Origin of the sequence: Achromobacter anxifer (assembly GCF_903652925.1) — a bacterium.
Classification (GTDB): Bacteria; Pseudomonadota; Gammaproteobacteria; order Burkholderiales; family Burkholderiaceae_B; genus Achromobacter; species Achromobacter anxifer.
Genome location: NZ_CAHLAR010000001.1, coordinates 716,928 through 741,937, shown reverse-complemented (window position 1 = coordinate 741,937; position 25,010 = coordinate 716,928). Strand labels below are relative to the sequence as shown.

The 25,010-nt window shown below is 66.8% G+C and carries 19 protein-coding genes; 1 reads left to right on the top strand and 18 read right to left on the bottom strand.

Going from position 1 to position 25,010, the window contains the following annotated elements; translation table 11 throughout:
* Window positions 1–15 precede the first annotated feature (15 nt).
* The gene (locus tag HWY37_RS03390; protein ID WP_175209862.1) at window positions 16–1,428 is read left to right on the top strand and encodes an aminotransferase-like domain-containing protein; all 1,413 of its coding nucleotides are present in this window, start codon (window positions 16–18) and stop codon (window positions 1,426–1,428) included.
* A gap of 14 nt (window positions 1,429–1,442) precedes the next feature.
* Here the strand turns inward: HWY37_RS03390 and HWY37_RS03385 are convergent, their stop codons facing one another.
* The 18 genes from HWY37_RS03385 to HWY37_RS03300 all read right to left on the bottom strand — a co-directional run bounded on the left by HWY37_RS03385 (window position 1,443) and on the right by HWY37_RS03300 (window position 24,997).
* On the bottom strand, window positions 1,443–2,000 hold the full coding sequence (locus HWY37_RS03385; RefSeq protein ID WP_246302169.1) for a WG repeat-containing protein: 558 nt from the start codon (window positions 1,998–2,000) through the stop codon (window positions 1,443–1,445).
* A gap of 44 nt (window positions 2,001–2,044) precedes the next feature.
* The gene (locus tag HWY37_RS03380) at window positions 2,045–3,022 is read right to left on the bottom strand and encodes a Bug family tripartite tricarboxylate transporter substrate binding protein (RefSeq protein WP_175209864.1); all 978 of its coding nucleotides are present in this window, start codon (window positions 3,020–3,022) and stop codon (window positions 2,045–2,047) included.
* Between the two features lie 74 nt (window positions 3,023–3,096).
* Complete coding sequence (tcuB, locus tag HWY37_RS03375; RefSeq protein ID WP_175209865.1) at window positions 3,097–4,308, bottom strand: tricarballylate utilization 4Fe-4S protein TcuB; 1,212 nt, start codon at window positions 4,306–4,308, stop codon at window positions 3,097–3,099.
* Window positions 4,295–5,710: an FAD-dependent tricarballylate dehydrogenase TcuA gene (gene tcuA, locus HWY37_RS03370; RefSeq protein WP_175209866.1), complete on the bottom strand. Its 1,416-nt coding sequence runs from the start codon at window positions 5,708–5,710 to the stop codon at window positions 4,295–4,297. The genes tcuB and tcuA overlap by 14 nt, the downstream gene beginning before the upstream one ends.
* A gap of 77 nt (window positions 5,711–5,787) precedes the next feature.
* Window positions 5,788–6,714 (bottom strand): LysR family transcriptional regulator, encoded by a 927-nt coding sequence (locus HWY37_RS03365; protein ID WP_176087859.1) that lies wholly within the window; start codon window positions 6,712–6,714, stop codon window positions 5,788–5,790.
* A gap of 62 nt (window positions 6,715–6,776) precedes the next feature.
* Window positions 6,777–7,685 (bottom strand): c-type cytochrome, encoded by a 909-nt coding sequence (locus tag HWY37_RS03360; protein ID WP_176087858.1) that lies wholly within the window; start codon window positions 7,683–7,685, stop codon window positions 6,777–6,779.
* Complete coding sequence (locus HWY37_RS03355; RefSeq protein ID WP_176087857.1) at window positions 7,678–9,024, bottom strand: c-type cytochrome; 1,347 nt, start codon at window positions 9,022–9,024, stop codon at window positions 7,678–7,680. Before HWY37_RS03355 ends, HWY37_RS03360 begins: the two co-directional genes overlap by 8 nt.
* Before the next feature lie 211 nt (window positions 9,025–9,235).
* On the bottom strand, window positions 9,236–9,934 hold the full coding sequence (locus HWY37_RS03350; RefSeq protein ID WP_176087856.1) for a glutathione binding-like protein: 699 nt from the start codon (window positions 9,932–9,934) through the stop codon (window positions 9,236–9,238).
* A gap of 75 nt (window positions 9,935–10,009) precedes the next feature.
* A complete protein-coding gene (locus tag HWY37_RS03345) occupies window positions 10,010–11,065 on the bottom strand; it encodes a hypothetical protein (RefSeq protein WP_246302168.1) in 1,056 nt (351 codons plus the stop codon).
* A 64-nt stretch (window positions 11,066–11,129) separates the two neighbouring features.
* Window positions 11,130–12,059: a DUF6708 domain-containing protein gene (locus tag HWY37_RS03340; protein ID WP_176087855.1), complete on the bottom strand. Its 930-nt coding sequence runs from the start codon at window positions 12,057–12,059 to the stop codon at window positions 11,130–11,132.
* A complete protein-coding gene (locus HWY37_RS03335; RefSeq protein ID WP_175209875.1) occupies window positions 12,059–14,698 on the bottom strand; it encodes a T6SS effector BTH_I2691 family protein in 2,640 nt (879 codons plus the stop codon). Before HWY37_RS03335 ends, HWY37_RS03340 begins: the two co-directional genes overlap by 1 nt.
* Window positions 14,688–15,533 (bottom strand): DUF4123 domain-containing protein, encoded by an 846-nt coding sequence (locus tag HWY37_RS03330; RefSeq protein WP_176087854.1) that lies wholly within the window; start codon window positions 15,531–15,533, stop codon window positions 14,688–14,690. The genes HWY37_RS03335 and HWY37_RS03330 overlap by 11 nt, the downstream gene beginning before the upstream one ends.
* 17 nt (window positions 15,534–15,550) lie before the next feature.
* Window positions 15,551–18,259, bottom strand: a complete 2,709-nt coding sequence (locus HWY37_RS03325) for a type VI secretion system Vgr family protein (RefSeq protein ID WP_176087853.1) — start codon at window positions 18,257–18,259, stop codon at window positions 15,551–15,553.
* A 14-nt stretch (window positions 18,260–18,273) separates the two neighbouring features.
* On the bottom strand, window positions 18,274–20,973 hold the full coding sequence (gene tssH / locus HWY37_RS03320; RefSeq protein WP_175209880.1) for a type VI secretion system ATPase TssH: 2,700 nt from the start codon (window positions 20,971–20,973) through the stop codon (window positions 18,274–18,276).
* A gap of 18 nt (window positions 20,974–20,991) precedes the next feature.
* Complete coding sequence (gene tssG / locus HWY37_RS03315; protein WP_175209882.1) at window positions 20,992–22,083, bottom strand: type VI secretion system baseplate subunit TssG; 1,092 nt, start codon at window positions 22,081–22,083, stop codon at window positions 20,992–20,994.
* Window positions 22,047–23,885 (bottom strand): type VI secretion system baseplate subunit TssF, encoded by a 1,839-nt coding sequence (gene tssF / locus HWY37_RS03310; RefSeq protein ID WP_175209885.1) that lies wholly within the window; start codon window positions 23,883–23,885, stop codon window positions 22,047–22,049. The genes tssG and tssF overlap by 37 nt, the downstream gene beginning before the upstream one ends.
* A 54-nt stretch (window positions 23,886–23,939) precedes the next feature.
* On the bottom strand, window positions 23,940–24,425 hold the full coding sequence (gene tssE, locus HWY37_RS03305; RefSeq protein ID WP_175209887.1) for a type VI secretion system baseplate subunit TssE: 486 nt from the start codon (window positions 24,423–24,425) through the stop codon (window positions 23,940–23,942).
* Window positions 24,426–24,493: 68 nt separating this feature from the next.
* Entirely contained in the window at window positions 24,494–24,997 is a 504-nt protein-coding gene (locus HWY37_RS03300; protein WP_006384074.1) for an Hcp family type VI secretion system effector, read from the bottom strand.
* Between the last annotated feature and the right edge of the window lie 13 nt (window positions 24,998–25,010).

Genomic DNA, 25,010 nt, shown 5'->3' with positions numbered 1-25,010 from the left:
CAAACGGACCCGCCCATGAAGCGCTATGAACGGCTGACAGAAGAAATCACCGCCTCGATCCGATCGGGCCTGCTGCAGGCGGGCGACCGCCTGCCCTCGGTACGGCAGACCAGCGCCAGCCGCGGGGTCAGCCCGTCGACGGTGTTCAAGGCCTACTACCTGCTGGAAGCGCGCGGCCTGATCCGCGCGCGCGACCGCTCCGGCTACTACGTGCTGCGCGCGCCGCACGCAGCACTGCCCGAACTGGACGGTCTGTCCAGCGCCAGCGCGGGCCGCCATCCCGTGGACGTCAGCGACAACGTGCTGCAGGTGCTCAACGCCACCCTGCGCCGCGACATGCTGCCCTTCGGCTCGGCCTTTCCCAACCCGTCGCTGCTGCCCTACGGACGGCTGGCCAAGTTCATGGCCTCCACGGTGCAGCGCCTGGATCCCTGGGGCTCCATCGACGACCTCAGCCCCGGCGATGCGGCGCTGCGCCGCGCCATCGCGCTGCGGTATCTGGCCGACGGCATGTCGGTGCCGGTGGACGACATCATCATCACCAACGGCGCGCTGGACGCGCTGAACCTGAGCCTGGCCGCGGTCACGAACCCCGGCGATGCGGTGATCGTGGAATCCCCGACCTTCTACGCCGCGCTGCAATCGCTGGAGCGCAACCACCTGCACGCCATCGAAGTCGCCACGCATCCGCGCGAGGGCATAGACCTGCAGGCGCTGGAGCAGGCCATCCTGCGCCATCGTCCCAAGGCCTGCTGGCTCATGACCACCTTCCAGAATCCGCTGGGCAGCCTGATGCCGGACGACAAGAAGGAAGCGCTGGTGCGCCTGCTGGCCAGCCACGACGTGGCCCTGATCGAGGACGACGTCTACGGCGAACTGTACTTCGGCGAGCAGCGGCCGCGCCCCGCCAAGGCCTACGACCGCGACGGCATCGTGATGCACTGCTCGTCGTTCTCCAAGACCCTGGCGCCCGGCTACCGCGTGGGCTGGGTGGCCGCCGGCCGCTACACGCGGCGCATCATGCGCAACAAGCTCACCACCAGCCTTGCGACCGCCGCGCCCACCCAGGCCGCCATTGCCGCCTATCTGGAAAAAGGCGGCTTCGACCGCCACCTGCGGCAATTCCGCCAGGCGCTGGCCCAGCAGCAAGCCGAACTGCTGCAAGCCATCGCCCGCTACTTCCCCAAGGGCACGCGCGCCACGCGGCCGCTGGGCGGCTACTTCGTGTGGGTGGAACTGCCGGCCCATATCGACACGCTCAAGGTGCACCGCGCCGCGCTGGGGCACGGCATCAGCATCGCCCCGGGCCCGCTGTTTTCGGCATCCGGCGGCTTCGGCAATTTCTTGCGTTTGAACGGCGGCCATCCCTGGAATCCGGAGATGGAGCAAGGCATGGCGACGCTGGGCAAGCTGCTGGCGGGCGGCTGATCCGCCCGCGTCGCTCAGCGCTTTCTCGCGGCCTCCAGGTCCCTGCGCAAGGACGCCGCGTCCGGCCGCAGGGGCAGCGCCAGGGCGCCCTTGCGGTCGATGGCGCCCCAGTCGCCGCCTACCATCACGGAATGCTCGCCATCCGGCACGCTGACGCAATGGCTGCAGACCGCGGCCAGGCCGCCGCTGAAAGGCTCGGCCCACGCATAGGAAGTGGCCAGCGCCAGGTTCAGCTGCTTGTCGTAGTAGGCCATGCCTTCCGGCCTGCGCCCGCGCGCCAGCCCTTCCTCGAACTCGTCCGGGCCGTTGTCGTAGGTAATCACGGACACCGACCGGCCATCCGGCCGCACCCAACGCCAGCCGGCGACAGCCGCGGGCGCCAGGCCATCGGAGCCGAACCGCATGCGGCGCAGGATGTCGGGATTGAAGACGATGCCGCCGCCTTCCTCGCGGGCGCAATGTTCCGCGTTGTCGAACACGCCCTCGTCGGTCTTGTCCGAATAGAAGCAGGACAGTTCAAAGGCGGCCGCGTTGCCTGTTGCCAGGGCCAGCATGGTGAGCAGGGCAGTCATGAGCATGCGCCATTCTAGGACACTGCCCCGCCACACCCTCGGCCTCAGTTCGCCGTGGCGCCCGAGTCCTTGACGGCCTTGGCCCAGGCCGCGATCTCGCTCTGGATGAAGGCTCCAAACGCCGCCGTGTTCAGGCTGGAGGCCTGCGCGCCCTCCTCCATCAGCCGCTGCTTGACGGCCGGCGCCGCCAGCGCGCCGCTCAGCGCCTGGTTCAGCGTGGCGACCACGGCGTCCGGCGTGCCGGCCGGAGCGACGATGCCGTGCCACGACACCGCCTGGAAGCCGGGCAACCCCGATTCCGCCATGGTCGGGATGTCCGGCATGGCGGGCGAACGCTGCGGCGAGGTGACCGCCAGGGCGCGCAGCGTGCCGGCCTTCACGTGCGGCAGCACGCCAGGGATGGTGGTGAACATGAAGTCGATCTGCCCGCCGATCAGATCGGTGATGGCGGGACTGCCGCCCTTGTACGGAATGTGCGTGAAGCGCAGCTTGGCCGCGCTCTTGAACATCTCGCCGGCCAGGTGGCCAGGCGTTCCCGCGCCGGCAGAACCCATGTTGATCTTGTCCCCTTGCGACTGGATGTAGGCGATCAATTCGGCCACGTTGGAGGCCTGTACCTGCTTGCCCACCACCAGCACGTTGGGCACGGTGGCCAGCAAGGTCACCGGCGTGAAGTCCTTGACCGCGTCATACGAAATCCGCGAGTACAAGGACGGATTGATGCCATGCGTGCTGGCGGTGGCCAGCAACAGCGTGTAGCCGTCCGGCGCGGAAGTCGCCACCTGCTTGGCGGCGATGGTGCCGTTGGCCCCGCCCTTGTTGTCGATGACGATGGTCTGGCCCAGCGTCCTGGCGGCCTCGGCCGCCACGGTGCGCGCCAGGATGTCCGAGGTGCCGCCGGCGGAGTGCGGCACGACCAGCGTGATCGGCTTCGTGGGAAAGGACTGGGCTTGCGCGGCCGGCAGCGCCGGCAGCAGACAGGCGGCCAGCGCGGCGCGCGCCAGCAGGGAAGTACGGAACATTGAAGTCTCCTGGTTTGTTGTCGGTCGCGGCGCCGTCGACGGACGCCGTCATGGCCGCGCGGCTGCGCGGTACTTCAATCCGAGCCCAGTTGCAGCTTGTTGGGCTGGCGTTTCTCTATGGCCCACTTCAACAGCGCGGCCGAACGGTAGATGCCGTGGGCGAACTTGCCGTAGGGCAGCGTCAGGAACAGCGCCATCACCACGCCCAGGTGGATGGCCAGCAGCAGCGCCATCGCCCCGCCGTCGCGGCCCGCCAGCAAGGCCAGGCCGGTGGCGCTGGTCAGGAACAGCAGCGCGATGAAGCCGCGGTCCATGGGCTTCTGCGCCGCGTCGCCCTGCAGCGGATGACGCTTGAGGTTCAGCCACAGCAGGCCCGCCGGCCCGATCAGCAGGCCGATGCCACCCGCGGTGCCCAGCAGCACCGGCGCGCTCAGTAAGGGATATGGCGCCTGCCACCCCAGCAGGTAGTGGTACAGCGTGGCCACGCAAGTAGCGGCGAAGCACAGCATGAAGCCGTAGAACGTGAAATGGTGGAAGCGCCGGCGCCACAACGTAAAGGCGTCATCCGCGTTGTTGCAGCCCTTGCCATGGCCGCCGTCCAGATAACGCAACCGCAAGGCATCGTGCGCAGCCTCGGTCACCGCCGCCCCGGACGCGGCCCCCGGGCTGACGTCGCGCCAGAAGCGCGTCACGCCCACCGCCAGGGCCAGCATCGCCAGGCCGAACACCGCGCCGAACAGCAGCGCCAGCGTGTTGTGCGGGAACACCGCGTAGAAATTGCCGGCCATGGGTTCGTGGAATAACCCGCCCCCCGTCAGCACCGCCAGGACCAGGAACAGCGCCAGGCCCGCGGCAGTGGCCAGGGACAGCGCCAGGCCGTTGCGCTTGTAGAGCGAACCCAGGGCGGCGGGCCAGGCATAGTCGGTGTAGGTCTGCATGCGCACCCGCGCCATGGCCTGCGGCACGTTCACCGCAAACTCGTGCGGCGGCGCGTACTGGCAGGCGTGCAGACAGGCGCCGCAGTTATGGCAAAGATTGGCCAGGTAGTTGATGTCGGCTTTGCCGAATTCCAGGCGGCGCGTCATGGCGGGAAACACCGCGCAAAAGCCTTCGCAGTAGCGACAGGCGTTGCAAATCTGCATGACGCGCGCGACCTCGGCCTCGTTGTCCGTTAGCGCAGCGGACTGGGGCTTCGAGCCATGCCATTGAATGGTTTGTTCCGTCATCGCCGGCCCCGAGCCGGAAAAGGACTGCGCCTCGCGGGCCAGGGCTTCAAGCTGCTTCATGTTGTGCTTCCGCGTTGTTGTGGCCGCGCGCGGCGGCGGCGGCCCGGGTGCCGGCGATGCGGCCGAAGGCCGTGCCGATGGACATGCCCACCCCCGCCGTATAGCCCTTGCCCAGCACGTTGCCGGCCATCATTTCGCCCGCGACGAACAGGTTGTCGCTGGGCTCGCCGTTGAAGCGCACCGCGGCGGTCTCGTCCACCTTCAAGCCCAGGTAGGTGAAGGTGATGCCGGGCCGCAAGGCGTAGCCATAGAAGGGCGCGGTATCGATGGGCCGCGCCCAATGCGTCTTGGCGGGCTCCAGGCCCTCGGTATGGCAGTCGTCCAGCGCGGTGTGATCGAACTTGCCGACGCGGCAGGCCGCGTTGTAGTCGCGCAGGGTCTGCTCGAAGGCCGCTGGGTCCAGGCCCAGCTTCACGGCCAGTTCGGGCAAGGTGTCGGCCTGCACGCCGGGGAACACCGGCGGCATGAAGCGGCCTACGGCCTTGGCGTCGATGATGGAATAGGAGATCTGCCCGGGCTGCATCGCGGTCAGGCGGCCCCAGATGGCGTAGCGCTTGGGCCAGAAATCCTCGCCCTCGTCATAGAAGCGCCGGGCCTCCCGGTTGACCACCACGCCCAGCGACACGCAGTCGATGCGGGTGCAGATGCCGCCGTCGTACAGCGGCGCGCGCGCGTCGATGGCCACGCAATGCGACTGCGACGGATCGCCGATGCTGTCCGCGCCCGCGTCCAGCATGAACTTCAGCAGCACGCCCATGTTGTAGCGCGTGCCGCGGATCAGGAAGTTGTCGGCCGGCCATTCGCCGCGCTCGTTCTGGCCCCAGGCCTCGCGCATCCACTCGCGGTTGGATTCGAAGCCGCCGGCCGCCAGCACACAGGCACGGGCCTCGATGCGCTCGTCGCCGATGCGCGCCGCCACGAAGCGCCCGCCGTCCAGTTCCAGCGCATCGACCGGCGCGTCATAGCGGATCTGGACGCCCAGCGCCTCGGCGCTGCGGTAGTAGGCGTTGACCAGGGCCTTGCCCCCGCCCATGAAGAAGGCATTGGTGCGCGCCACGTGCAGCGCGCCGGACAGCGGCGGCTGGAAGTTCACGCCGTGGCGCCGCATCCAGTCCCTGCAGGTGGAGGACTCGCGGATGACCAGCCGCGCCAGATGCTCGTCGGTCAGTCCGCCCGTCACCTTGAGCAGGTCCTGCCAGTACTCTTCCTCGGGGTAGGCGTCGACCAGCACGTCCTGCGGCGCGTCGTGCATGCAGCGCAGATTGCGCGTGTGCTGCGAATTACCGCCGCGCCATTCGCGCGGCGCCGCTTCCAGCAGCAGCACGCTGGCGCCTGCCTCGCGCGCCATCAGGGCAGCGCACAGCGCCGCGTTGCCCCCTCCCACCACCAAGACATCGACCATGCCATCGTTCCTCTTCCAAGGAACAGACTGTAGCCAGCGGGGCGATCCGCCGATATCAGCCAGGCGTCAACAGGTCTTCATGAATCGTGAAGGGCCACGACCGGCCACTTGCCCTCGCGCGCCAGCGCGCGTGAGACGTCCGCCAGCACCAGGCGCGCGGCCAGCGCCGCGGGCGAGAGCTCGTCCTCGGACAGGCTGGCCAGCAGATTGGGACGGAACAGATGCGCATCGTCGATGCGCGCCATGTGCAGCTGGCCCGGCGCGATCCGCGCCATGGCGGAACTGGGCTGGATGGTGGCGACATGGCCCAGCTGCACCACGTCCATCAGCACCGGCAGGCCGTCCACCTCCACGGTCACCAGGGGCGTGCGGCCCGACTGCTGAAACGCGTTGTTGACCAGGGCCCGCAACCCGTGGCGTCCGCTGGGCAGGACCAGCGGCAGGTGCGCGATGGCCTCGATGCGCGTGGCGTCGCCTGCCGGCAATCCCGGCATGCCGGGACGCGCCAGCAGGAACAGCGGTTCGTCCAACAGGGGAGTGACGCTCCAGCGCCGCGCGGATTCGGCCTGGAACACGATGGCCAGGTCCAGCAGGCGGCCGTTGAGCATGTCGCTGAGATGCCCGGACAAGGCTTCCACCAGGTGCAGGCGGATGTCCGGATAGCGCTCGTTCATGGCCTGCACGAAGGGCGCGCCCAGGATCGCGGCAGTGGTGGACGGCAGGCCCACGCTGACGTGGCCGGCCAGCCTGGCCTGCTGCGCGGCCTGCACGGCGTCGTCGGCATGGCGCAAGGCCAGCTGCGCCTGGCGGAAGAACGCCAGGCCCGCATCGGTGGGTTCGACGCCGCTGGCGCTGCGCCGCAGCAGCCGCGTGGACAGCTCGCCCTCCAGCCGGCTGATCTGCTGGCTGAGCGCGGAGGTCACCATGCCGATGGACTGCGCGGCGCGGCCGATGCTGCCCGCTTCCACGACGCGGACGAAGTAACGCAGCTGGCGGAGTTCCATGAGCGGCCCTGGCTTGCCGGAGGGAATGACAGGGCCGATTGTAGAGGCTAGGCCGCCGCGCCTCAGTAGCGCGCGTCCTTCGGCTTCTTGCCCTGCGGCCAGTCCTTGTCCTTGCCGGCGAAGTCCGGACGCGGCATGTGGGTGAAGTACTCGGCCACGTCCACCGCGTCCTGGTCGGACAGCACGCCCCCCTCGCCCCAGCTGCCGTGCGTGTTCACGCCCACCGGCATGCTGTTGCGGATGAAGGCCGCGGCCTTGTAGGTACGCGCCAGGCCCGCGCCGATGTTGAAGGACTCGTCGCCCCACAAGGGCGGGAAGGCGATGTCGCCCGAGCGGTCGCGCTTGCCTTCGCCATTGGCGCCGTGGCAGGACGCGCATTGCGCGGCATACAAGCTCTTGCCGCGCACCGGATCGGGCACCAGCTTGGTGTCTATGGGCCAGGCGTTCTCGATCTGTACGCGGGCACCGTGCGGCACGTCCTGGGCCAGCCACTTCATGTAGGCGATCATCGCCTTCATTTCCGCGGAGTCCTTCTCCAGCGGCTTGCCGTTCATCGAACGCATGAAGCAACCGTTGATGCGGTCCTCCAGCGTCACCACCCGGTTGGCGCGCGGATTGAACTGCGGGAAGGTGTTGACCGTGTTGATGTAGGGTGCGCCCATGGGCTTCTTGCCGCCCTGCACGTGGCAGCTGTTGCAATTCATGCTGGCGCCGGTGTTCTGCGGCAGCAGGCGGCGCGTCTCGGTCAAAAGCCGCTTGCCGTAGTTGATCTGCTCCGCGTTGGGCTGGGCCGAGATCTGCGTGTCCGAGGGGATGGTGTAGTCCGGCAGGCGCTTGCCGTCCTTATCCAGCACCTGGAAGGTATTGCGCGCGCCCGGCGCCCCGGCCTCGGGCTGCGCCGCGGCAGCGGTCCAGCCGCCCACGGCGACCATGGCCGCCAGCAGCGCGGCGATCCTGATGTGCTTACTCATGCTTGCCTCCGCCGATGTTCGGCTTCTTGCTGGCCAGGAACTCGCGGATGTGCGCGACATCCTTCTCGCCGATGGCGGGCGCCTGGTTGGTCCATCCCGTGCGGATGAAGTTGATGACGTCGGTGATGTCCTGGTCGCTCAGGTGCTTGAAGCCCGGCATCGCGAACGCCATCGCGTCCATATCGTTGGACGGCATCCTGCCGCCCTCCAGCGTGATCTGGATGATGGATTGCGGGTTCTGCGCAAACACCGCCGAATTGCCGGCCAGGGCCGGGAAGATGCGCGGCATGCCCTGCCCGTCGGCGCGGTGGCAGACCGCGCATTGCTCCGCGTAGATGACCGCGCCGCGCGTGTCGTAGCGGCCGTCGCGCAGGGAAGCCGTGGTGCTGTCTGCCTTGGCCGGAAAGACGGCGAGCTTGCCGCTCGCGGCGGGCAGCTGCTTCAGGTAGGCGGCGATGCTGGCGATGTCGCCATCGGTGAAATGGCGCGTGCTGTGCTCCACTACGTCGGCCATGGCGCCGAATGCCGCCACCTTGTCGGTGCGGCCCGTCTTCAGGAACATCTCGATGTCCTGCGCGCTCCAGGATTGCAGGCCCTGGGCCTCGCCGCGCAGGCTCTTGGCGCGCCAGCCGTCGATCACGGCGCCGGTCAGGAAGGCCTCGCCGTCCGCCAGGGACAGCGCCTGTTCCTGGTAGGCCAGGCCGCGCGGCGTATGGCAGGCGCCACAATGGCCGGGACCTTCGACCAGATAGGCGCCGCGCACCAGCTTTTCGTCGGCGCCGGCGGGGGCCGCGAAATCGCGCTTGCCCGCGAACAGCAGCTGCCACCAGGCCATGGGCCAGCGCATGTTCAGCGGCCACGGAATGGTGGAATCCACGCTGGGCTGATTAACCGGCTCGACCTGCGACATGAAGTAGGCGTAGAGCGCCTGGATGTCCGCGTCCGGCATGATCGCGTAAGAGGGGTACGGCATGGCCGGATACAGGGGCGTGCCGTCCTTGCGGATGCCATGCTGCACGGCGTTCTTGAAATCCGCGTAGCTGTAGCCGCCGATGCCCGTCTGCTTGTCGGGCGTGATGTTCGACGAATAAATGGTGCCCACCGGCGTCTGCATCGCCAGGCCGCCCGCGAAGGGCTTGCCATTGGGCACGCTGTGACAGGCCACGCAGTCGCCCGTGCGCGCGATGTAGGCGCCGGCTTCGGCCAGCCGCCTGTCGTTGACGTCGACGGACGCCGCCGCGTCGACCTTGCGATTCGCGGTCAGCAGCTGCGCGCCGCCTATGGCCAGGCCCGCGGCCGCCAGCAGGCCCGCCACGACCTTGATCCCGATCCTCTTCATTACTGCCCTCCGTTGCACGCTGGGCAGCGTGCACGTCGGGGTGTTCGTACGGCCTGTCCAGCTTATGGAGGAAGCTTACGCCTTTCAGTAATAAGTTAATGACCGAAAAACATATAACTTGCGGGCTTGTTTGATTTGCCGCAAACCCGCCGCCAGCGGCGGGTTTGCCGGGTCCCACGGCCGCTCTGAAGGCGGCCGCGGCCCGCAAGGCTTACGCCGGTATCGTCAGGCCCCGGACCACCGCCGGACGGGCCACGAACGCCTCCAGCACGCGGGCGACGTTCTTGAACCGCGAGAACTCCACCAGCTCGCCCGCGCCGTAGAAGCCCACCAGGTTGCGCACCCAGGGCAGGATGGCGATGTCGGCAATGGTGTACTCATCGCCCATCACCCAGTCGTGGCCTTCCAGGCGCTGATCCAGCACGCCCAACAGGCGCTTGGATTCTTCCACGTAGCGGTCGCGCGGACGCTTGTCTTCATAGTCCTTGCCCGCGAATTTGTGGAAGAAGCCCAGCTGGCCGAACATCGGGCCGATGCCGCCCATCTGGAACATGACCCATTGCAGCGTCTCGTAGCGCCCCGCCGTGTCCGCCGGCAGGAACTTGCCCGCCTTGCTGGCCAGATAGATCAGGATGGCGCCGGACTCAAACAGGCCCAGCGGCTTGCCCTCGGGACCGTTGGGATCGAGGATGGCCGGGATCTTGTTGTTCGGGCTGAGCGACAGGAATTCAGGCGAAAACTGGTCCTTGGCGTCGAAGCTGACGCGGTGGGCCTCGTAGGCCAGCCCGGTTTCCTCCAGCAGGATCGACACCTTCACGCCGTTGGGCGTGGGCAGCGAATACAGCTGGATGCGGTCGGGATGGCGGGCGGGCCACTTCTTGGTGATGGGGAAGGCGCTGAGGTCGGTCATGCGGGGGGCTCCAGGGGGAGGGGCGGATTGGTCGGGGTAATCCTAGCGCAAATCCGGACCGTGGCGCGGCAAGCCTCAACCCCCGAACAGGAACGCCGAGAAGAACAGTAGCGGCAAGACGCCCCAGAACAGCAACCCGAAAAAGCTCACGATGCGCCAGCGTTTCTTCAAGTGCGGTAACCTGCCCTCGGCGGCCAGCTGCTCTTCCTGAGTCGGCGGAATGATGCGATACGGATTCTCTCCGTCCCATTTCAAGGCCTCCGCCAGCTCCGCCGGCAGCGCCGGCCGGGGCGCGTGGTTCCTGATCCAGTACTCCAGCCAGTTGCCTCCATAGAACATGCTGGCAAAAAACCAGAACGCCACGCCGCCGAAGCCGGTCAGGTGATGCTGCCGGTCCACCGCATCGGCGTACAGCTCCCTGTCCATCCACGCATAGGCGTTGACGCGATGATCCGGCGTCAGCCGCACCGGCGTCACCCTTTCGGGTTCTTCGTCCATATAGCACCGGACGAAATCCCATAGTTCCGCGGCGGGCTGCGGACTCGGGAATGGGCTGGTCAGCGTTATCCCGATCCTCGCGCGGCGCTCGTCGGGCCAAAGCTCCGCCACGCCCAGGGGGTACAGGATCGTGGAGCCCGTCGTCGTTGTAAGCCGCCGCTTGCGCACAATCGCGATCGCGCGGTCGTAGTCGATGAAGACCCAGCCCGTCCGCTTCGTCCAGGCATAGATGCGGCGCAAGCGGCGGCTGATGATCGCCGTCTCCGCTACCGGATCAAAGGTCATCTTGTATCCCGCCGTCAGGCCGATTGCGGCAAGCGCGATCAGCAACGACGAGACCACGAAGAAATCCCGTGCATAACCGCGCCCCGTGGCATCGAATCGGGTCACGAAGAGGATCGCCGCAACGGCCATGGCGATGCCGAACAGCCAGGCCACCGCCGCCCCATAGCCGCGCAAGGAATCCGTCGGACTGGCCAGGCGCAAGCAGGCGGGCGAAATCTCCACCACGGCGTCGCCCGCGTCGGGATAGGTCCGCCCGCGTATGCGCCCCACGGGAAGCAGCCGGCCCCACGCGCCGCTTCTTTCCGGAATCATTTCACCGGAACGCCGATACCGGCTGGTCCGACTCATACGGCACGCTCCCCGGATGGCGGCGTGTTTCGCGACGCGCCATCCTTGATATTTCCCTGGCTTCCTATCGCAGGTCTTCGGGATTCATCGACGCATCGCGCGCGTACTTGTCGCCCGGTTCCGGCTGCAGCGTAGCCTCGATCTCCGGCGGAAACACCGGGATCTTGCTGGTCTGCATCACTGCCCAGCGCATGATGGCATGCAGGTAGTTGAAGGGCGCCATGAGCACATACATGATGCCTGGGCTCTGCGCGTCATTGGCGAAGATGCGCTCCTTGCTGAAGGCGAAACTCTCGCGCTTGCCGTCGACGGGCATGCAGTACAGGACCGCATCCAGCACCGCCTGGGGCCCCTCTTCCATGTACCGGCGCAGGAACTCCCAGTGGGAATGGGCATTTTCGACGCGGCTGGTGGCGATACAGAATGCGAAGGTCTCCTTCACGGTGACGCCGTCCTCGGCCAGGATCAGGCCGCGGATATCCCAGTTGAACTGCCCCACCGGGCCCTTGCCCCGGCCCAGGGTGAAATAGATCTTGTCCCAGGGCGCCGTCAAGACGCTGCCGTCCAGCCGGAACATGTGCACCAGCCTGCGCTTGCGATCCAGCACGATGGGATAGTAGGTCCAGCGGAACATCTCCTTGCCCGCCATCCATGCGCCCAGCGCCAGCACGGCAAGAAACATGGCGATTCCGAAGAAAAGCGCCTCCCACAAGCCGTTCTCGTTGGGCACATTGCCAAATATGAGCAGGCCGCAGAACATGAGCACGGCGCCCAGGCCGATCAACGCTATCACCCCTCCTACCAGGGCCAGAAAACCACGCCATCCATACCATCTGTCCACCGAAACAAGCCGGTTTGAATCGATTTTCACGACACACAACTGCGCCAGCAGCGGCACATCAAGCCGGCTCTTTTGCTTCAGATGATGCTGTTTCTCGAAATCGGTCAGCGGCCTGTCGTTCGGAAATTTGGATGTCAGTCCCGTGTAGTCCATCAGCCTCCCCCGCCCACCGCGACACGCAGATTATTCACTTCTTCCTGAACGCCGTGATACACGTCTGCCCCTTCCTTCTTTTGATTGACGCCCCACAGGCAGCGCTTGAGCCATTCCTGGATCTTGTTGTCCTTGAACGACTCGATAAGTATCGCGATCAGAATCAAGATAGCCGATGCGACCAGACCCACCACCGTCCACGACGCCATGAAAGCCGCAATAACAAAGAGGCTTAACCCCGCAGAAGCGAAATAGAGCCCTCCCATGAAGCCATTCTTTTCTATGGTCACTTGCTCGACGCCGCTTTTCAGGTCGAATACCGCCATGATCACGCCGGCAACCACCCCGGCGGAGGAGCCAAACCGCGCAAGCAATAGCCCTGTGCTCTCAAGGCCTGCGCCCGCCCCCAGCCGCATCCCCAAGTTGGCACGCGATTTCAAGACCGCGCCAACCGTATCGGCAAGCGATCCGCCGGCTCCGGCAATTCCCACGACGAATTTCCAGCTGGCGTCGCTGCGTTCATGCGACATGGCGGACTCCATGTCATTCCAGAGTTTGTACAACGTCACAGCCTGGAAAACGCCGCTGACCACGCCGACCCTGACATCAGTATTGATGACAGTGCGCCAACGCGACATTTCCTGCGCTTCGTAGGCTTCGAGAGTCATGGTGGACTGCGCCAGCGCCCGAGCTCTTTCGGCGCCGCGGGCATCAACCGGCACGTTTGCCGCTGCCTCCCGATCGACCAACATGAACCATTTCTTCTTGTCCGTGCCTTCCAGCTTCTCCCCCTTCACCTCCAAACGCCGCAGTTCATCCGCCACGGCCTGTTCCATTTTGCGTATTTCCACATTGGTCCCGTGCTGGCGCAGAAGCTCCCGAATCAACGCTGCCCGGAAGGCCTTTTTACCGCCTTCGACCTCGACGATCGTCACGCTCTTCTGCGACAGGATGCCCAGGTACATGGCCAGCTTTCGAGCAGCGCCGCTATCCACGCCGAATTTGAGCACTCGCGTTATCGGACCCATGATCTGCTCGACCAGGCGCGCCCCTTTGTCCAGCTGGTTCTTGCTCAGCACGTTCAGGGCGCTCTTGTAGCTCTCGTGCAGATTCCCCCAGGGAATCGCCTTCCAATCCACGGCCGCCTCATGCGCCTCCAGAACCTTCTCGGCAATCAGATCCTGATTGTGGAACATGGCGCGCAACAACAGATTCCGGGTATCCACCGGATCACCCTGCAACCACTCGACATACAGGTCAAAGCAGGCGCGCTTGTCTTGCGTTCCGTCGATGCACAGGGCGAATACGGTCTGAAAAACCTCGCCGCTATCCACGTTCCGGGAATCGTAGTTGCATTCAAACGACGAGATCGTGCTTTCGCACTTCATCCAGGCCACGTGCGCCTGTGCCATCGGGACTATGGTGTCGGTATCGAACTTCGCCATGCGTGCGTCGAACCCGTTCTGCCACTCAACGCGCGCATTTTCATCGTACTTTTCGAGATACTTCTTCCAGGAATCCCAGCGGACCTGATTTTTTTCCTTGGCTGTCGGATAGCGGAGCTCTTCCGCCTTCGCCTTGTTCTTCTCCTCGTGTCCCGGTATCAACAAGTCCGCCAGGAACTTCCCTGCGGCCAGGCCTGGGGCGGCGTTTCCTCCCGCGCCTGCCGCCATGTTGGGCGAAGTCGTGCCGAAGACGCCTTGATTCACCGCATCGTTGCTCCTTTTCCGAAGAAAATCGGTCTCGGCGCTCTGCATCACGATCTCGCGCAGCGACTCGATCGACTTCGAAATGGTAAGCGGACGCTTGTCTTCCACGTTCGAGACGAACTCATCGAAACGAATGCGCATCAACCTCGCCAGGTCCTGCATGATGCCCGTGGTGTCCGGCAGCGCCAGCATCAGCCCATTTCCCGGCGAGAACGCTTCAGCGGCATTCTCGATCATCTCGCCCATCCAGCCCTTCACGTCGTAGTAGCCGATGGTGCTCCAGCCCAGCAGCTGCTGCTTGCCATAGGGATCCAGGTCACGCTTGCGATGGACCACATAGTCAGCGGCGGTGTCCTTCAGGGTCTTGATGCTCTTGGCCTGAGGGTGCTTCTTGTTGCTCAGCCACGCCTGCACATCGAACTTGAACATGTGCCGCTCGCGCATTTCGGCGCCCTTCTTGCCTTTGTGCGCCTTGCATACATCCTTGGTCCACTGCACGTCCGAGTACGCCAGCCAGACATAGGTCGCCTTCTTGGCGTTCGGGATGGTCAACAGCGACGCCCTCGCCTCGTGGTCCATCGTGCAGGTGAAGGCCCGGTCGCAGTCCTGCACCGGCTTGTCGAGGTCGAAGTTGTACAGAGTGGCGTTTTCGTTGACGTAGTAGCCCTTCAGCTCCGAGCGCGCCTCGTCGTAGACGTACAGATAGCCCGGACGCAGCAAGCGCACGCCATAGCGCGCGCTGCCGCCCAAGGGCCTTTCATTCAACTGCGGGGTGCTCAAGTCGGCGTCCAGCGCCGGAATGCCGCTGTCGTTCTTGAGCACGGCGTAGCGCAACGGCATGATGGGCAGGCCGATCCGGTGAAACGGACAATCCTCTCCGCAATCCAGCGACGAGCGCTTCTTTCCGCAGTTCTTTGCATCATCGGCCATCGGGCTCTCCAATTCGTTCCATATCCGCGCGCACCCGGGACCAGTCTTCATCCAACAGGTCCTGGACCGCGGCCAGGTAGGGGTAATCGTCTTCAGGCTGCATCGCCGCCAGGCAAGCGCGGATCCGCTCGTGCCGGTGGAAGGCGGGGTGTATCTCCAGGGCGTGGCGAGCGAACGCCTTGCGTTCCTCCGCCGACTCCAGGCCCAGGTCGCGGGCGGTGCGGAAATGCCCCATCACGGCCTGACCCAGAGCGGCGCGTCCCTGGGGTTCCAATGTTTCAAGTCCAGCCAGCACTTCGTTCAGGGCCTGCACCTGGGTCAGCGCGAAGGATTGCTCCACGCTCAGCCGCGGGCGCGCCGCCGGAGCGGCATCCGGCCGCTCCACCGCCAGCCACTCGCCGTCCAGGCGGAACATGAAGCGCTCTACCGGCCCGCAAAGCCAGGCCAGCTGCGCCGGGTCCAGCAGCCACGGCAGTTGCGCCAGCACGCGCGGATCGAAGAAGCGGAAGAAGCACGGCCCCTGCTCTGCGATGTCGACGATCATGCGCGACCGCAGATGCGCGGCCACCGCTTCGGCCGGCTGGCCGGACTGGAGCAGCAGCCCCAGCCACAGGTCCTCGCCATCGACCAGCGCCTGATTCAGGCTGGCCAAAGCCTGCGCCTTGTCCGTCGCCTGCATCGCGGACAGGTCGACCAGCCGGGGCATCAGCCCGGGCATTTTCCGCAGCGCGGGCGGCACCAGGGCCTCGGCCTGGACGAACGCCGGCACGCCGGCCGTGCGCTCGTCCTGGATGAGGCCGTAGCCGTAGGCGCTGAAGGCCTGGTAATCAAGCATGCCGCCTTCCTCCCGCGTCAGCCCAGCGGCACCACGGCGCCGCCGCGCTGGGCCGCGCCGCGCACGCGCGCTTCGCACAAGGGACTGGCTTCGTTGAAGACCAGGTTCGCCTGGCTGCTTTCCGGGCCCACCCAGTTGTGAACGCCCGCCTTCAGCTCCACCTTGCCCGGCGCATGCAGCTGGATGCCGCCGCCCTCGACCCGCATGTAGGCGCCGCCAGCCGTCGCCAGCACGCGCTTGGCGGCCTGCACGTTCACGCCGGCCTGAGCCGAGGCGAACGTCACCGCCTTTTCCGCCGACAAGGTCAGCTTGGCGTCCTGGCTGTGCAGGCGCAGCTTGCCGCCGGCCGCATGCAGCAGCAATCCCTGGCCCTGCACCGGGCGGCTGCCGGACGCCTTGCGGCCCTGCGTGAACAGCACCGCGCCGCCGGCCACGCCCATCGCCAGATTGGCGCTGCTGACCCAGTTCACGTCCGGCGCCACCTGCGCCAGCGTCGCGCCGGACGCCAGGAAGGCGTCGCCCGGCGTGTACTGGCCGATGCCGCTGGGCGCGCTCACCTGGAGCTGCGGTTCGCTATAGGCAGCGACCGGCTTGCCGTCCGGCGCATCCTGCCGCGCATCGACCACTTCCAGCACGTGCTTCAAGGCGTCCTGCGCCGGCAGCGTCTCGGGGTCGCCTTCCAGCGCGGCCTTCTGGCGGACCGCCGACTGCGTCAATTCCTTCACCATCTGCATGGCGTTCTCGATCTGCACACCCGCTTCCGAGCTGTCCAGCAGCGCGCCCTTGGCATTGGCGCGCAGGTCCGCGCTGATCAGCAGCCCGGCGCCGGCGCGCAGCGCCACCGCTTCCCGGGTCGACAGCTCCGCGCCGTGGCCCAGGTCCTGCAGTCTTTCGTTGTCGCGCTGCTGCTTGATGTGGCCCAGGTTCAGCCGGCTGTCGGCCTGCGTGGTCGACGCGGTCAGGCGCGACTGGCCGGGCGTGTCGTCGTGCACCAGCTGGTTGTAGCCGCCGGTGCCCTGCGCGCTGCTGGCCAGTTCCTGCGTCTTGAATCCGGACATCACCACATTGTGCGCATGGCCGTCCGCGCTGCCCGCGAACCAGGCCGGCGCATTGCCGGTGGCGTTGGCGGCCCCGGCCTGCACCTGGTTGTGCGACGCGTCCTCGGCGCCCTCGCCGTTGTAGAGCGCGCCCACCACCACCGGACGGTCGATGTCGCCGTGCAGGAACTCGACGAGCACTTCCTGGCCGACGCGCGGCACGAAGTTGCCGCCCCAATCACCGCCCGCCACGGGCTCCGCCACCCGTACCCAGGTGCCCAGCTCGTCCTTGGCGGGCGCGTTCTCGTCGCCCGAAGGATGTTCCAGGCGGCTGCTGGAGGCCTTGCCGCGCTGCCAATGGAACTGCACCTTGACGCGGTGGTCGCGGTCGGTATGCACGGGCGCCTCCGCGCCCACCACCAGCGCGGTCTGGGCGCCATGAACGGTGGGCCGGGGATGCAGGCGCGCGCCATGTCCGTCGCGCGTGGCCGGACGGAACTCCGTGTCGGCGCCGATGCAGGTGAACGTATTGCGGTAGAAATCGGCCTCGCCCGCTTCCGAGCCGCCATCGCCCAGCGCCTCGCGCACGGCGCGGCCCAGGTCTTCGTCGAAGTTGTTGCGGGCCGCGTGCCGCACGGCGATCGCGACATAGGCGGCGCCGCCCTGCTGGTAATGCCCGGTCAGTTCAAAGCGCAGGCCCGGCGCCAGCGTGCGCACGGTGCCAGCGCCTTCGCAGCTGTCTTGACCCACGCGCAGCGCCGCCAGCGCGATGTGCGCCAGGCGTTCGCCCTGCGCGCTGTCTTCGTAGGCGTACTGGCCGGGATAGTCATTGACGACCAGGTCCATCGCGTCCTTCGCGCCGCCGCCATCGGCCTGCGCGGCGACCGGCCTGGCCTGCACGCCGCGGTAGTCCCAGCTGGCCATGCGCACCGCGTTGGTCTGCCAGCGCGCGCGCCGGCTCCATTGCTGGACGCTGTCCTCGGTCTCGGTGACGTCGGCGCGGGCGAAGCGCACGCTGGCCTGGGAGCCGGGCTGGAACGCGTCGTTATGGTCGGCGATGACCAGGGTGTGGCTGCCCCCGCCCTCGCCCTCGCCCGCCTCGTGCTCGGCCCAATAGAACAAGCCTTCCTCGGCCAGCAGGCGCTCGACGAAGTCGTAATCCGTTTCGCGGTACTGCACCGTCAGGCTGCGCTTGGGGTAGGCTGCGCGGTCCTTCACGTCCCAGCGCCATTGCGGCGCAAGCCCGCCCTGGTCCTTGTAGTCGCCGAAGATGCTGTCGACGATCTCGAAGACGCTCTGGTCCTGATAGGCGTAGCTGTCGCGGCGCGCGCGCAGGAAGGCGAGCCAGGGTTCCACCGTCAGGCCGTAGCGCGCCAGTCCGCCGTTGGCGCCGCGGAACTCGGCGGCGGTCACGAAGCCGTTCCAGACCCGGGGCTGGTCGCGGCCCAGCGCGGTCTGCAGGTTCAGAGTCACCGGCTTGCCCAGCAGATCGGACAAGGGGATGCCGGCGTCGTCGGACAAGGCGCTCAGCTCCAGCCGGAACGCGCCGTCCGACAGCGTTTCGGTGGCGAGCAGCGTCTCCGCAACCAACCGGTTCGGGCCCAGCGGGGTGCGCAGGTCCAGCAGGCGGTTGGCCTGGTCTATCGAGGCGATCGACATGCGGGAAAGGCCGGCATAGTCTAAAGGCATGTCAGGCTCCGGCTTCAGGTGAGGCGATAGCGGAAATCGCCGTTCTTGCCGGCGGTGACGCGGATGCGCGCGATGGGCTCGCCTTGCGCCATGCGGCCCAGCACCTGTTCGGCGATCTGCGGCAGCAGCGTGCCATTGAGGATGTGATCCACGTTGCGCGCGCCGGTATCGACCTCGGTGCAGCGCGCCAGCACGGCCTCGACCAGGGCCTCGTCCCATTCGAACGCGGCGCGGTGGTTGGCCTGGACCCGTTGCGCAATGCGTCCCAGCTTCAGTCCTATGATGCGCGCCAGCGCGTCGTCGTCCACCGGGTAGTAGGCGATGGTCTTCATGCGGCCCAGGAAGGCGGGCTTGAAGGCCTTGTACAGCTGCGGCGCCAGCAGTTCCTGCAAGGCCTCGGGATCCGGCCGTTCCTCGGCGCTCTTGTTCAGGCAGGCCTGCATGATGGCCGAGGACCCGACGTTCGAGGTCAGGATGATGAGCGTATTGCGGAAGTCGATCTCGCGGCCTTCGGCGTCGTCCATCACGCCCTTGTCGAACACCTGGAAGAACAGCTCCAGCACGTCCGGATGAGCCTTCTCGATTTCGTCCAGCAGTACCACGCTATAGGGCTGGCGGCGCACCGCCTCGGTCAGCACCCCGCCTTCGCCGTAGCCCACATAGCCCGGCGGCGAACCCTTCAGGCCCGAGACGCTGTGGGCTTCCTGGTACTCGCTCATGTTGATGGTGACCAGCTTGCGTTCGCCGCCGTACAGCACGTCCGCCACGGCCAGCGCGGTCTCGGTCTTGCCCACGCCCGAGGGGCCGATGAAGAGGAACACACCCTTGGGCTTGTTCGGGTCTTCCAGGCCCGCGCGCGCCGTGCGCACGCGCTGGGCGATGGCATGCAGCGCGTGGTCCTGGCCGATGACGCGCTCGGCCAGCAGGGGTTGCAATTCCAGCACGGTGCGGATTTCGTCGTTGACCATGCGGCCCAGCGGAATTCCGGTCCAGGCCGACACGATCTCGGCGATGACCTGCGCATCCACGAAGGCGGGCACCAGCGGCGCTTCGCCCTGCAAGGCGCGCAACTGCTGCTGCAACTCGGCCAGCTGCGTCTGGCCGGGCGTGGCCTGGGGCTCGGCCGCCTTGCCCGAACGGCGCTTGCCGGCGGGCTCCGGCGCGGCGGGCTCTCCCGCCGCCTCCAGTTCCACGCGCAGCGCGTGGATCTGCCTGACCAGTTCGCTTTCCTGCGCCAGGCGGGCCTCCGCCTCCGCCAGCGCGGTGCGAGTCGCGTCCATTTCCTGTTCCAGTTCGCGCAGGCGCGCGGACTGCGCCGCGCCCGCCGCCGCTTCGCGGCGCAAGGCGGCATGCTCGGTCTCCAGGCGCGTCAGGCGATGACGCGCGTCGTCGATCAGGGCCGGCGTGGCGCTGCGGCCCAGGGCCACGCGCGCGCAAGCGGTATCGAGCACGCTGACCGCCTTGTCCGGCAGTTGGCGGCCGCTGATGTAGCGGTGCGACAGGCGCGCCGCGGCCACGATGGCCTCGTCCAGGACGCGCACGCCGAAATGCTGTTCCATCAGCGGCGCCATGCCGCGCAGCATGCTGGCGGCCAGTTCCTCGCTGGGCTCTTCCACCTTCACGACCTGGAAGCGGCGCGCCAGCGCGGCGTCCTTTTCGAAGTACTTCTTGTATTCGCTCCAGGTTGTGGCGGCGATGGTGCGCAGCTCGCCGCGCGCCAGCGCGGGCTTGAGCAGGTTGGCCGCGTCGTTCTGTCCGGCCTGTCCGCCCGCGCCTATCATGGTGTGGGCTTCGTCGATGAACAGGATGATGGGCGTGGGGCTTTGCTTGACCTCGTCGATCACGTTCTTCAGGCGGTTCTCGAACTCGCCCTTGACGCTGGCGCCGGCCTGCAACAAGCCCATGTCCAGCACCCGCAGCGCCACGCCAGCCAGCGCCGGCGGCACGTCGCCCGCCACGATGCGCAGCGCCAGCCCTTCTACCACCGCGGTCTTGCCCACGCCGGCCTCGCCGGTGAGGATGGGGTTGTTCTGGCGGCGGCGCGTCAGGATGTCGATCATCTGGCGGATCTCGGCGTCGCGGCCGATCACCGGGTCGATCTTGCCTTCGCGCGCGCGCTCCGTCAGGTTGGCGGTGTACTGGTCCAGCGCCGGCGTCTTGGACAGGGCGGCCGCGGGCGCCACGCCGTCCTGCGCGGCATCGCCCGGCGCGCCGTCGCCCAGGGACACCGCCTGGCCCGCTTCCTCGGAGCCCGCCGTCAACGCGGCGAAATCATGCTTCAGCTCATCCAGCCGGAACGATTCGAACAGGCGCGAACCGCGCCGCGCCAGCTGCGCCAGGTCGGGCTCCGTCAGCAGCGCCAGCAGCAGATGGCCCGAACGGATGCGGGTGGTCTGGGTGTCCAGCGAGGCGATCAGCCAGGCATGCTCGAACAGCCGCGGCAGATGCGGCGAGAACACCGGCGTGCGGGTATTGCCGTTCTTGAAGCCGCGGATCTCGGCATTCAGGTCGGCTTCCAGCACCGAGGCCTCGATGCCGCTGCGGCGGGCCACGATGCTGAAATCGCTGGCCGGCTTTTCCAGCAGCGCCAGGAACAGGTGTTCCAGGTCCACCTCGTAGTGCCCCTGGGCCATGCACAGGCTGGCGGCGCGCTCGGCCGCCTGGCGGCAGGTCTGGTTGAGCTTTCCAATCAGGGTTTTCAAGGGTGTGGCCATATTCCAGGTCTACTTTGCTCAGTGAATGGTGTGCAATTCATAACTGGCGTCGTCGCGATCGGACGCCACCGGTTCGGTGCATAGGAAAGAGTTCCAGCCCAGGCGCGCGCCGCCGTCCTCGCCCAGCACGCTGCCGCCGACGTCTTCCTTCGCCATCACCAGCCGCACTTCGTACTCGAAGCTCATGCCGCCGAACATGGTCAGGAGCTTCTCCAGCGCCTGGGCGCGCGCGCCGCCGGGCAGGAAATCGGTGAACGCGGCCTTGGACAGCGGGCCGATCCACAGCCGGATGCGCATGTCGCGCTGCCAGATGCGATCGCCGGCCATGGCGGACACGCCCAGCACCGCGCCGGGCATGCCCAGCTGCGTGCGGTTCTGCGGCGGCACGTGATACCAGCGCCCCACGAACTGCTCCACCCGCAGCGCCACCTGGAAGTAATCCGCCAGCACCCGTTGCAGATAGGCCGCCGATACCGGCCGCTGGCGTGCCGCCGCGGCGTAATGCGCCAACGATTCGTCGAACACGCGGCCCTGCCCCGCCTGCAGGCGGTCGCGCAGGGCCGGATGGCCGATGCCGCCCAGCGCCAGCAGCAGCGGCAGATAGTGATGGTCCTGCTCAGTCTCGTGCCGCAAGGGCATGCGGTATTTCTTCCAGGCCGCGTAGAACAACGCCGCCGCCCGGTTGGAAAAGATGTCGAAGAACGCGCGCGCGCCGCGGTCCCGGCGCGAGCTTTCGCGCGTGCTCAGGATCTCGGTGTAGTGCAGCGGCATGGCGCCCTGCGCGCCCAGCAGGCCGAAGAAGGCGGGCTCTATCTCGACCCGCCCCAGGTTGCCGGCGGCCAGCGCCGCCAGCCTGGATTCGGTGTCCTCCAGCGCCTGGCCTTGCTTGTCGTATGCGGTCAGCGCGGCGATCTCGCTGGCGGGAAAGCTCAGCGATGAGGAGTTCAGGAAACGCAGGTGCACCGGCACGGCTTGGCGCGCGCGGCTGCCTTCCTGCCGCGCGAACCACGACTCCAGCACCCGCACGGCCTGGAAGAACTTGAAGCGCTGCGGCTCGGCCAGCAGCGCCTCGATTACGCTAGGATCGCGTCGCCGTTGCATGGGGGGCACCGTAGGATTTCTTCCGCGCCGCGGCGCGACAGCACCACCAGTTGCACGAAGCTGTTGGCATGCACGTACAGGCCGAAGAAACGATTGATGACTGCGACGAAGGCATGCAGGCTGGTGCCGACGAAGTTGTCCTCGTTGATCGTCAGCCGGATCTCGATGCCGCGCACGAAGGTAGCGAAGGGTTCGCCGGGCATCCAGTGCGTGGCGGGCTTGTAATCCAGTCCGACCAGCCCTTCGATCTGGCGCGCCGCCACCGCCGAATGCGACAGGTCGTACAGGCGCAGCGTCTCTTTCAGTGCCGGCAGGCCGCTATGCACCAGCGACAGATGGTTCAGCGCCAGGTGCGAAATCAGACGCCAGTGCGCCGCCCGCCCCTGCTGGAAGCGATGGCTGTGCGTGGGCCGGCGCAGCATGCGAATCTCGCGCGCGATCGAGCCGCCCTCCAGGAACAGGTCGCCGCCCGGCTGCCCCACCGCCAGATGCGAAGGCAGGTCGCGGTTGGTGCAGGTCAGTTCCAGGCTCAGGGTCTCGGTCTGCGGCAGCGAGGGATCGAAGTCGATATCGACGATGGACAGCTCCATCTCGTAGCCGGGGCTGCGCTCGGCCACCATGGAATTGCGCCGCGCCGTCCAGTAGTGCCCGGCGCCTTCCGGCGTTTCGCCATGGTGCAGCGAATAGAACGGCCGGAACTCCACCACCGAATCTCCCTGCGCGTTCTGCCGCACCTGGCGCACGCGGTCGATCGAATAGACCTCATAGCCATAGGCGCGGCGTGCGTCGGCCACCACGGGATAGGCGGCCTGCGCGTGCGTCAGCCGGATGGGGTCGGCGCGTTGTTCGAACAGGTTGACGACCGGCGTGCAACCCAGCCGGAAATTGTCCGGGGTGGCGGACTCCAGCAGACGCGCGGTGTTCGAATCCGCGCGCACGCCCTTCATTGCCAGATGCAGCGTGATCTCGCGCACCGGGCCCGCCGCGCGGCGCAACGCCGCGAGGTCGATGTCCACGAAATTGAATTTTTCGGAAAACGCGAAGTACTCCGCCAGCAGCCGGTAAGCCGGATGGGAGCTGGCCGGAAAATCGATCAGGGCTTCTTCCTCGGACAGCCCCACCTGCGACAGCGGCACGTCCTGCAGGCGGCTCCAGCGGCCGGGCTGCGTTTCCAGATAAGCCGCGGCCGTGCGCAGGAACAGGCAGTCGCGCAGCGCGGCGACGAACGACGGTTCGCCGTGCAGGTAGACGCGCAGGCGGTCCACCGCCAGGGTGGAAAAATTCTGGGTTTCTGCCAGGCAGGCCAGCGTCAGCGACAGCCGGCCCGTCACGCCAGCCGGCAGGCTGGTCGAGGACGGCGCGTTGGCCGTGGCCGCGAACGTCGCCTGGCGGATGCTCACCGGCGCCAGCGTCACGTCATACGCCGTGCGGAAGCGGCAGGCCACGCCGCGCACCGGGTGCGATTTCAATTCTGTGCCGCGCGCCATGCGCACGGGCGCGGTCAGTTGCGAGGCCATGCCGCCCATGTCGAACTGCGCCACCGAACACGAAGGGAACGGGCGCAGGTAATGCGGGTACATGACCTCGAACAGCGCTTCCGTGAATTCCGGATAGTCGTCGTCCAGCTTCTTGTTGATGCGCGCGCCCAGCAGGGCGAACGATTCGATCATCCGCTCGACGTGCGGATCCTCGCAGGTTTCGCCGGACAGCCCGAGGCGCGCGGCGATCTTGGGATAGCGCTGCGCGAAGTCGCGCGACGAACCGCGCAGAAAGCCCAGTTCGCGTTCGTAATATGGCAGCAGTTCTTCCATCTTTCCCTTCTTCGCTAGCGGCATGCCGCCAGCGCCCGCGTGCATGGTTTGTTATCAGGCGGCCGCCGCGGCCTTGGCCCGGCCCTTGCTCACCGAGTACTGCAAAGTGGACGGCTGCAGCGTCGCGTCGAACGTCACCGGCTCGTGGGCAGGCCCCACGTCCAGCATCGCGGTAATCGCGAAATACAGCACCGAGGTCGCTCGGCTGTCGACTTGCAGCAGCACCCTCACGTGCGTCAGCCTCGGTTCGTGGCGGGCAATGGCCTGTTCCAACGACCGGCAGATGAATTCGCGGTCGTAATGGCTGGCCAGGCTAAGGCCCGAAAAATCCGACAGGCCATAGGTCAGGATGGACCGCTGGCAGTTCGGGTAGCGCTTGAGCGACTCCTCGCTGAAGACCATGCGCGTGTTGAGCAGGGCTTCGATGTCGCGCGCGACCGTTTCCTTGATTTCTTCAACCGACAGGCGGCGCAGCGCATGCGGTGTCTGCCCGTCGCCGTCGAACAGCTTGTCGAACAGGCTGGGTTCGAATCCTTTCATCTCGGCCTCATTCAGGAAAGGCCCCGGCCCGGAAGGGACCGGGGCCTTTGCCGTCTATGCGGTCAGGTTCAGACCGAGTACGTCTTGTCGTTCTTGGTGAGGCTCCAGGCGCCCTGGGAGTTGCCGCCCTGGTTGCCGCCCACCTTCTGCTGCGTGTACTTCCACTGCACGGCGGCGTACTTCAGCGAGAACGATTCGTGCGGCAGGCCTTCGCTGACGACTTCCGGCGCCACGCGCGAGATGATCACGTACTTGAGCTTGATTTCCAGGTACTTGACGCGGTTGCCTTCGCCGTCGGCGCGCAAGAAATCGATGGTCACTTCGTCGAACGTCGTGCCGCCGGAAGCGTGCTGATACAGCAGCGGGCTGACCACGTCCAGGTCCTTGGTGAAGACCATCTCGCCGTGCTCGGTGCGCTCGGCGGTATGGCCGCCGGAGGTGGAGGCGGTAGCCGAGCGCGGCTGGATGATCTCATGGCGCCACGATCCGACTTCGATCCAGTCCGGATGGTCCTTGTCCTGCGACTCGCCCTTGAGCGCGGGGTTGCCGAATTTGACGTAGATGTCCTTCATTAATAGCCTCTCC

What these genes read in the sequence shown, in the direction of transcription:
- HWY37_RS03335 (WP_175209875.1), bottom strand. Translation starts at nt 14,698, where the DNA reads ATGGCCGATGATGCAAAGAACTGCGGAAAGAAGCGCTCGTCGCTGGAT.
- tcuB (WP_175209865.1), bottom strand. Translation starts at nt 4,308, where the DNA reads ATGAAGCAGCTTGAAGCCCTGGCCCGCGAGGCGCAGTCCTTTTCCGGC.
- HWY37_RS03385 (WP_246302169.1), bottom strand. Translation starts at nt 2,000, where the DNA reads ATGACTGCCCTGCTCACCATGCTGGCCCTGGCAACAGGCAACGCGGCC.
- HWY37_RS03380 (WP_175209864.1), bottom strand. Translation starts at nt 3,022, where the DNA reads ATGTTCCGTACTTCCCTGCTGGCGCGCGCCGCGCTGGCCGCCTGTCTG.
- HWY37_RS03365 (WP_176087859.1), bottom strand. Translation starts at nt 6,714, where the DNA reads ATGGAACTCCGCCAGCTGCGTTACTTCGTCCGCGTCGTGGAAGCGGGC.
- HWY37_RS03360 (WP_176087858.1), bottom strand. Translation starts at nt 7,685, where the DNA reads ATGAGTAAGCACATCAGGATCGCCGCGCTGCTGGCGGCCATGGTCGCC.
- HWY37_RS03355 (WP_176087857.1), bottom strand. Translation starts at nt 9,024, where the DNA reads ATGAAGAGGATCGGGATCAAGGTCGTGGCGGGCCTGCTGGCGGCCGCG.
- HWY37_RS03330 (WP_176087854.1), bottom strand. Translation starts at nt 15,533, where the DNA reads ATGCTTGATTACCAGGCCTTCAGCGCCTACGGCTACGGCCTCATCCAG.
- HWY37_RS03340 (WP_176087855.1), bottom strand. Translation starts at nt 12,059, where the DNA reads ATGGACTACACGGGACTGACATCCAAATTTCCGAACGACAGGCCGCTG.
- HWY37_RS03300 (WP_006384074.1), bottom strand. Translation starts at nt 24,997, where the DNA reads ATGAAGGACATCTACGTCAAATTCGGCAACCCCGCGCTCAAGGGCGAG.
- tcuA (WP_175209866.1), bottom strand. Translation starts at nt 5,710, where the DNA reads ATGGTCGATGTCTTGGTGGTGGGAGGGGGCAACGCGGCGCTGTGCGCT.
- HWY37_RS03345 (WP_246302168.1), bottom strand. Translation starts at nt 11,065, where the DNA reads ATGAGTCGGACCAGCCGGTATCGGCGTTCCGGTGAAATGATTCCGGAA.
- tssF (WP_175209885.1), bottom strand. Translation starts at nt 23,885, where the DNA reads ATGGAAGAACTGCTGCCATATTACGAACGCGAACTGGGCTTTCTGCGC.
- tssE (WP_175209887.1), bottom strand. Translation starts at nt 24,425, where the DNA reads ATGAAAGGATTCGAACCCAGCCTGTTCGACAAGCTGTTCGACGGCGAC.
- HWY37_RS03390 (WP_175209862.1), top strand. Translation starts at nt 16, where the DNA reads ATGAAGCGCTATGAACGGCTGACAGAAGAAATCACCGCCTCGATCCGA.
- HWY37_RS03325 (WP_176087853.1), bottom strand. Translation starts at nt 18,259, where the DNA reads ATGCCTTTAGACTATGCCGGCCTTTCCCGCATGTCGATCGCCTCGATA.
- HWY37_RS03350 (WP_176087856.1), bottom strand. Translation starts at nt 9,934, where the DNA reads ATGACCGACCTCAGCGCCTTCCCCATCACCAAGAAGTGGCCCGCCCGC.
- tssH (WP_175209880.1), bottom strand. Translation starts at nt 20,973, where the DNA reads ATGGCCACACCCTTGAAAACCCTGATTGGAAAGCTCAACCAGACCTGC.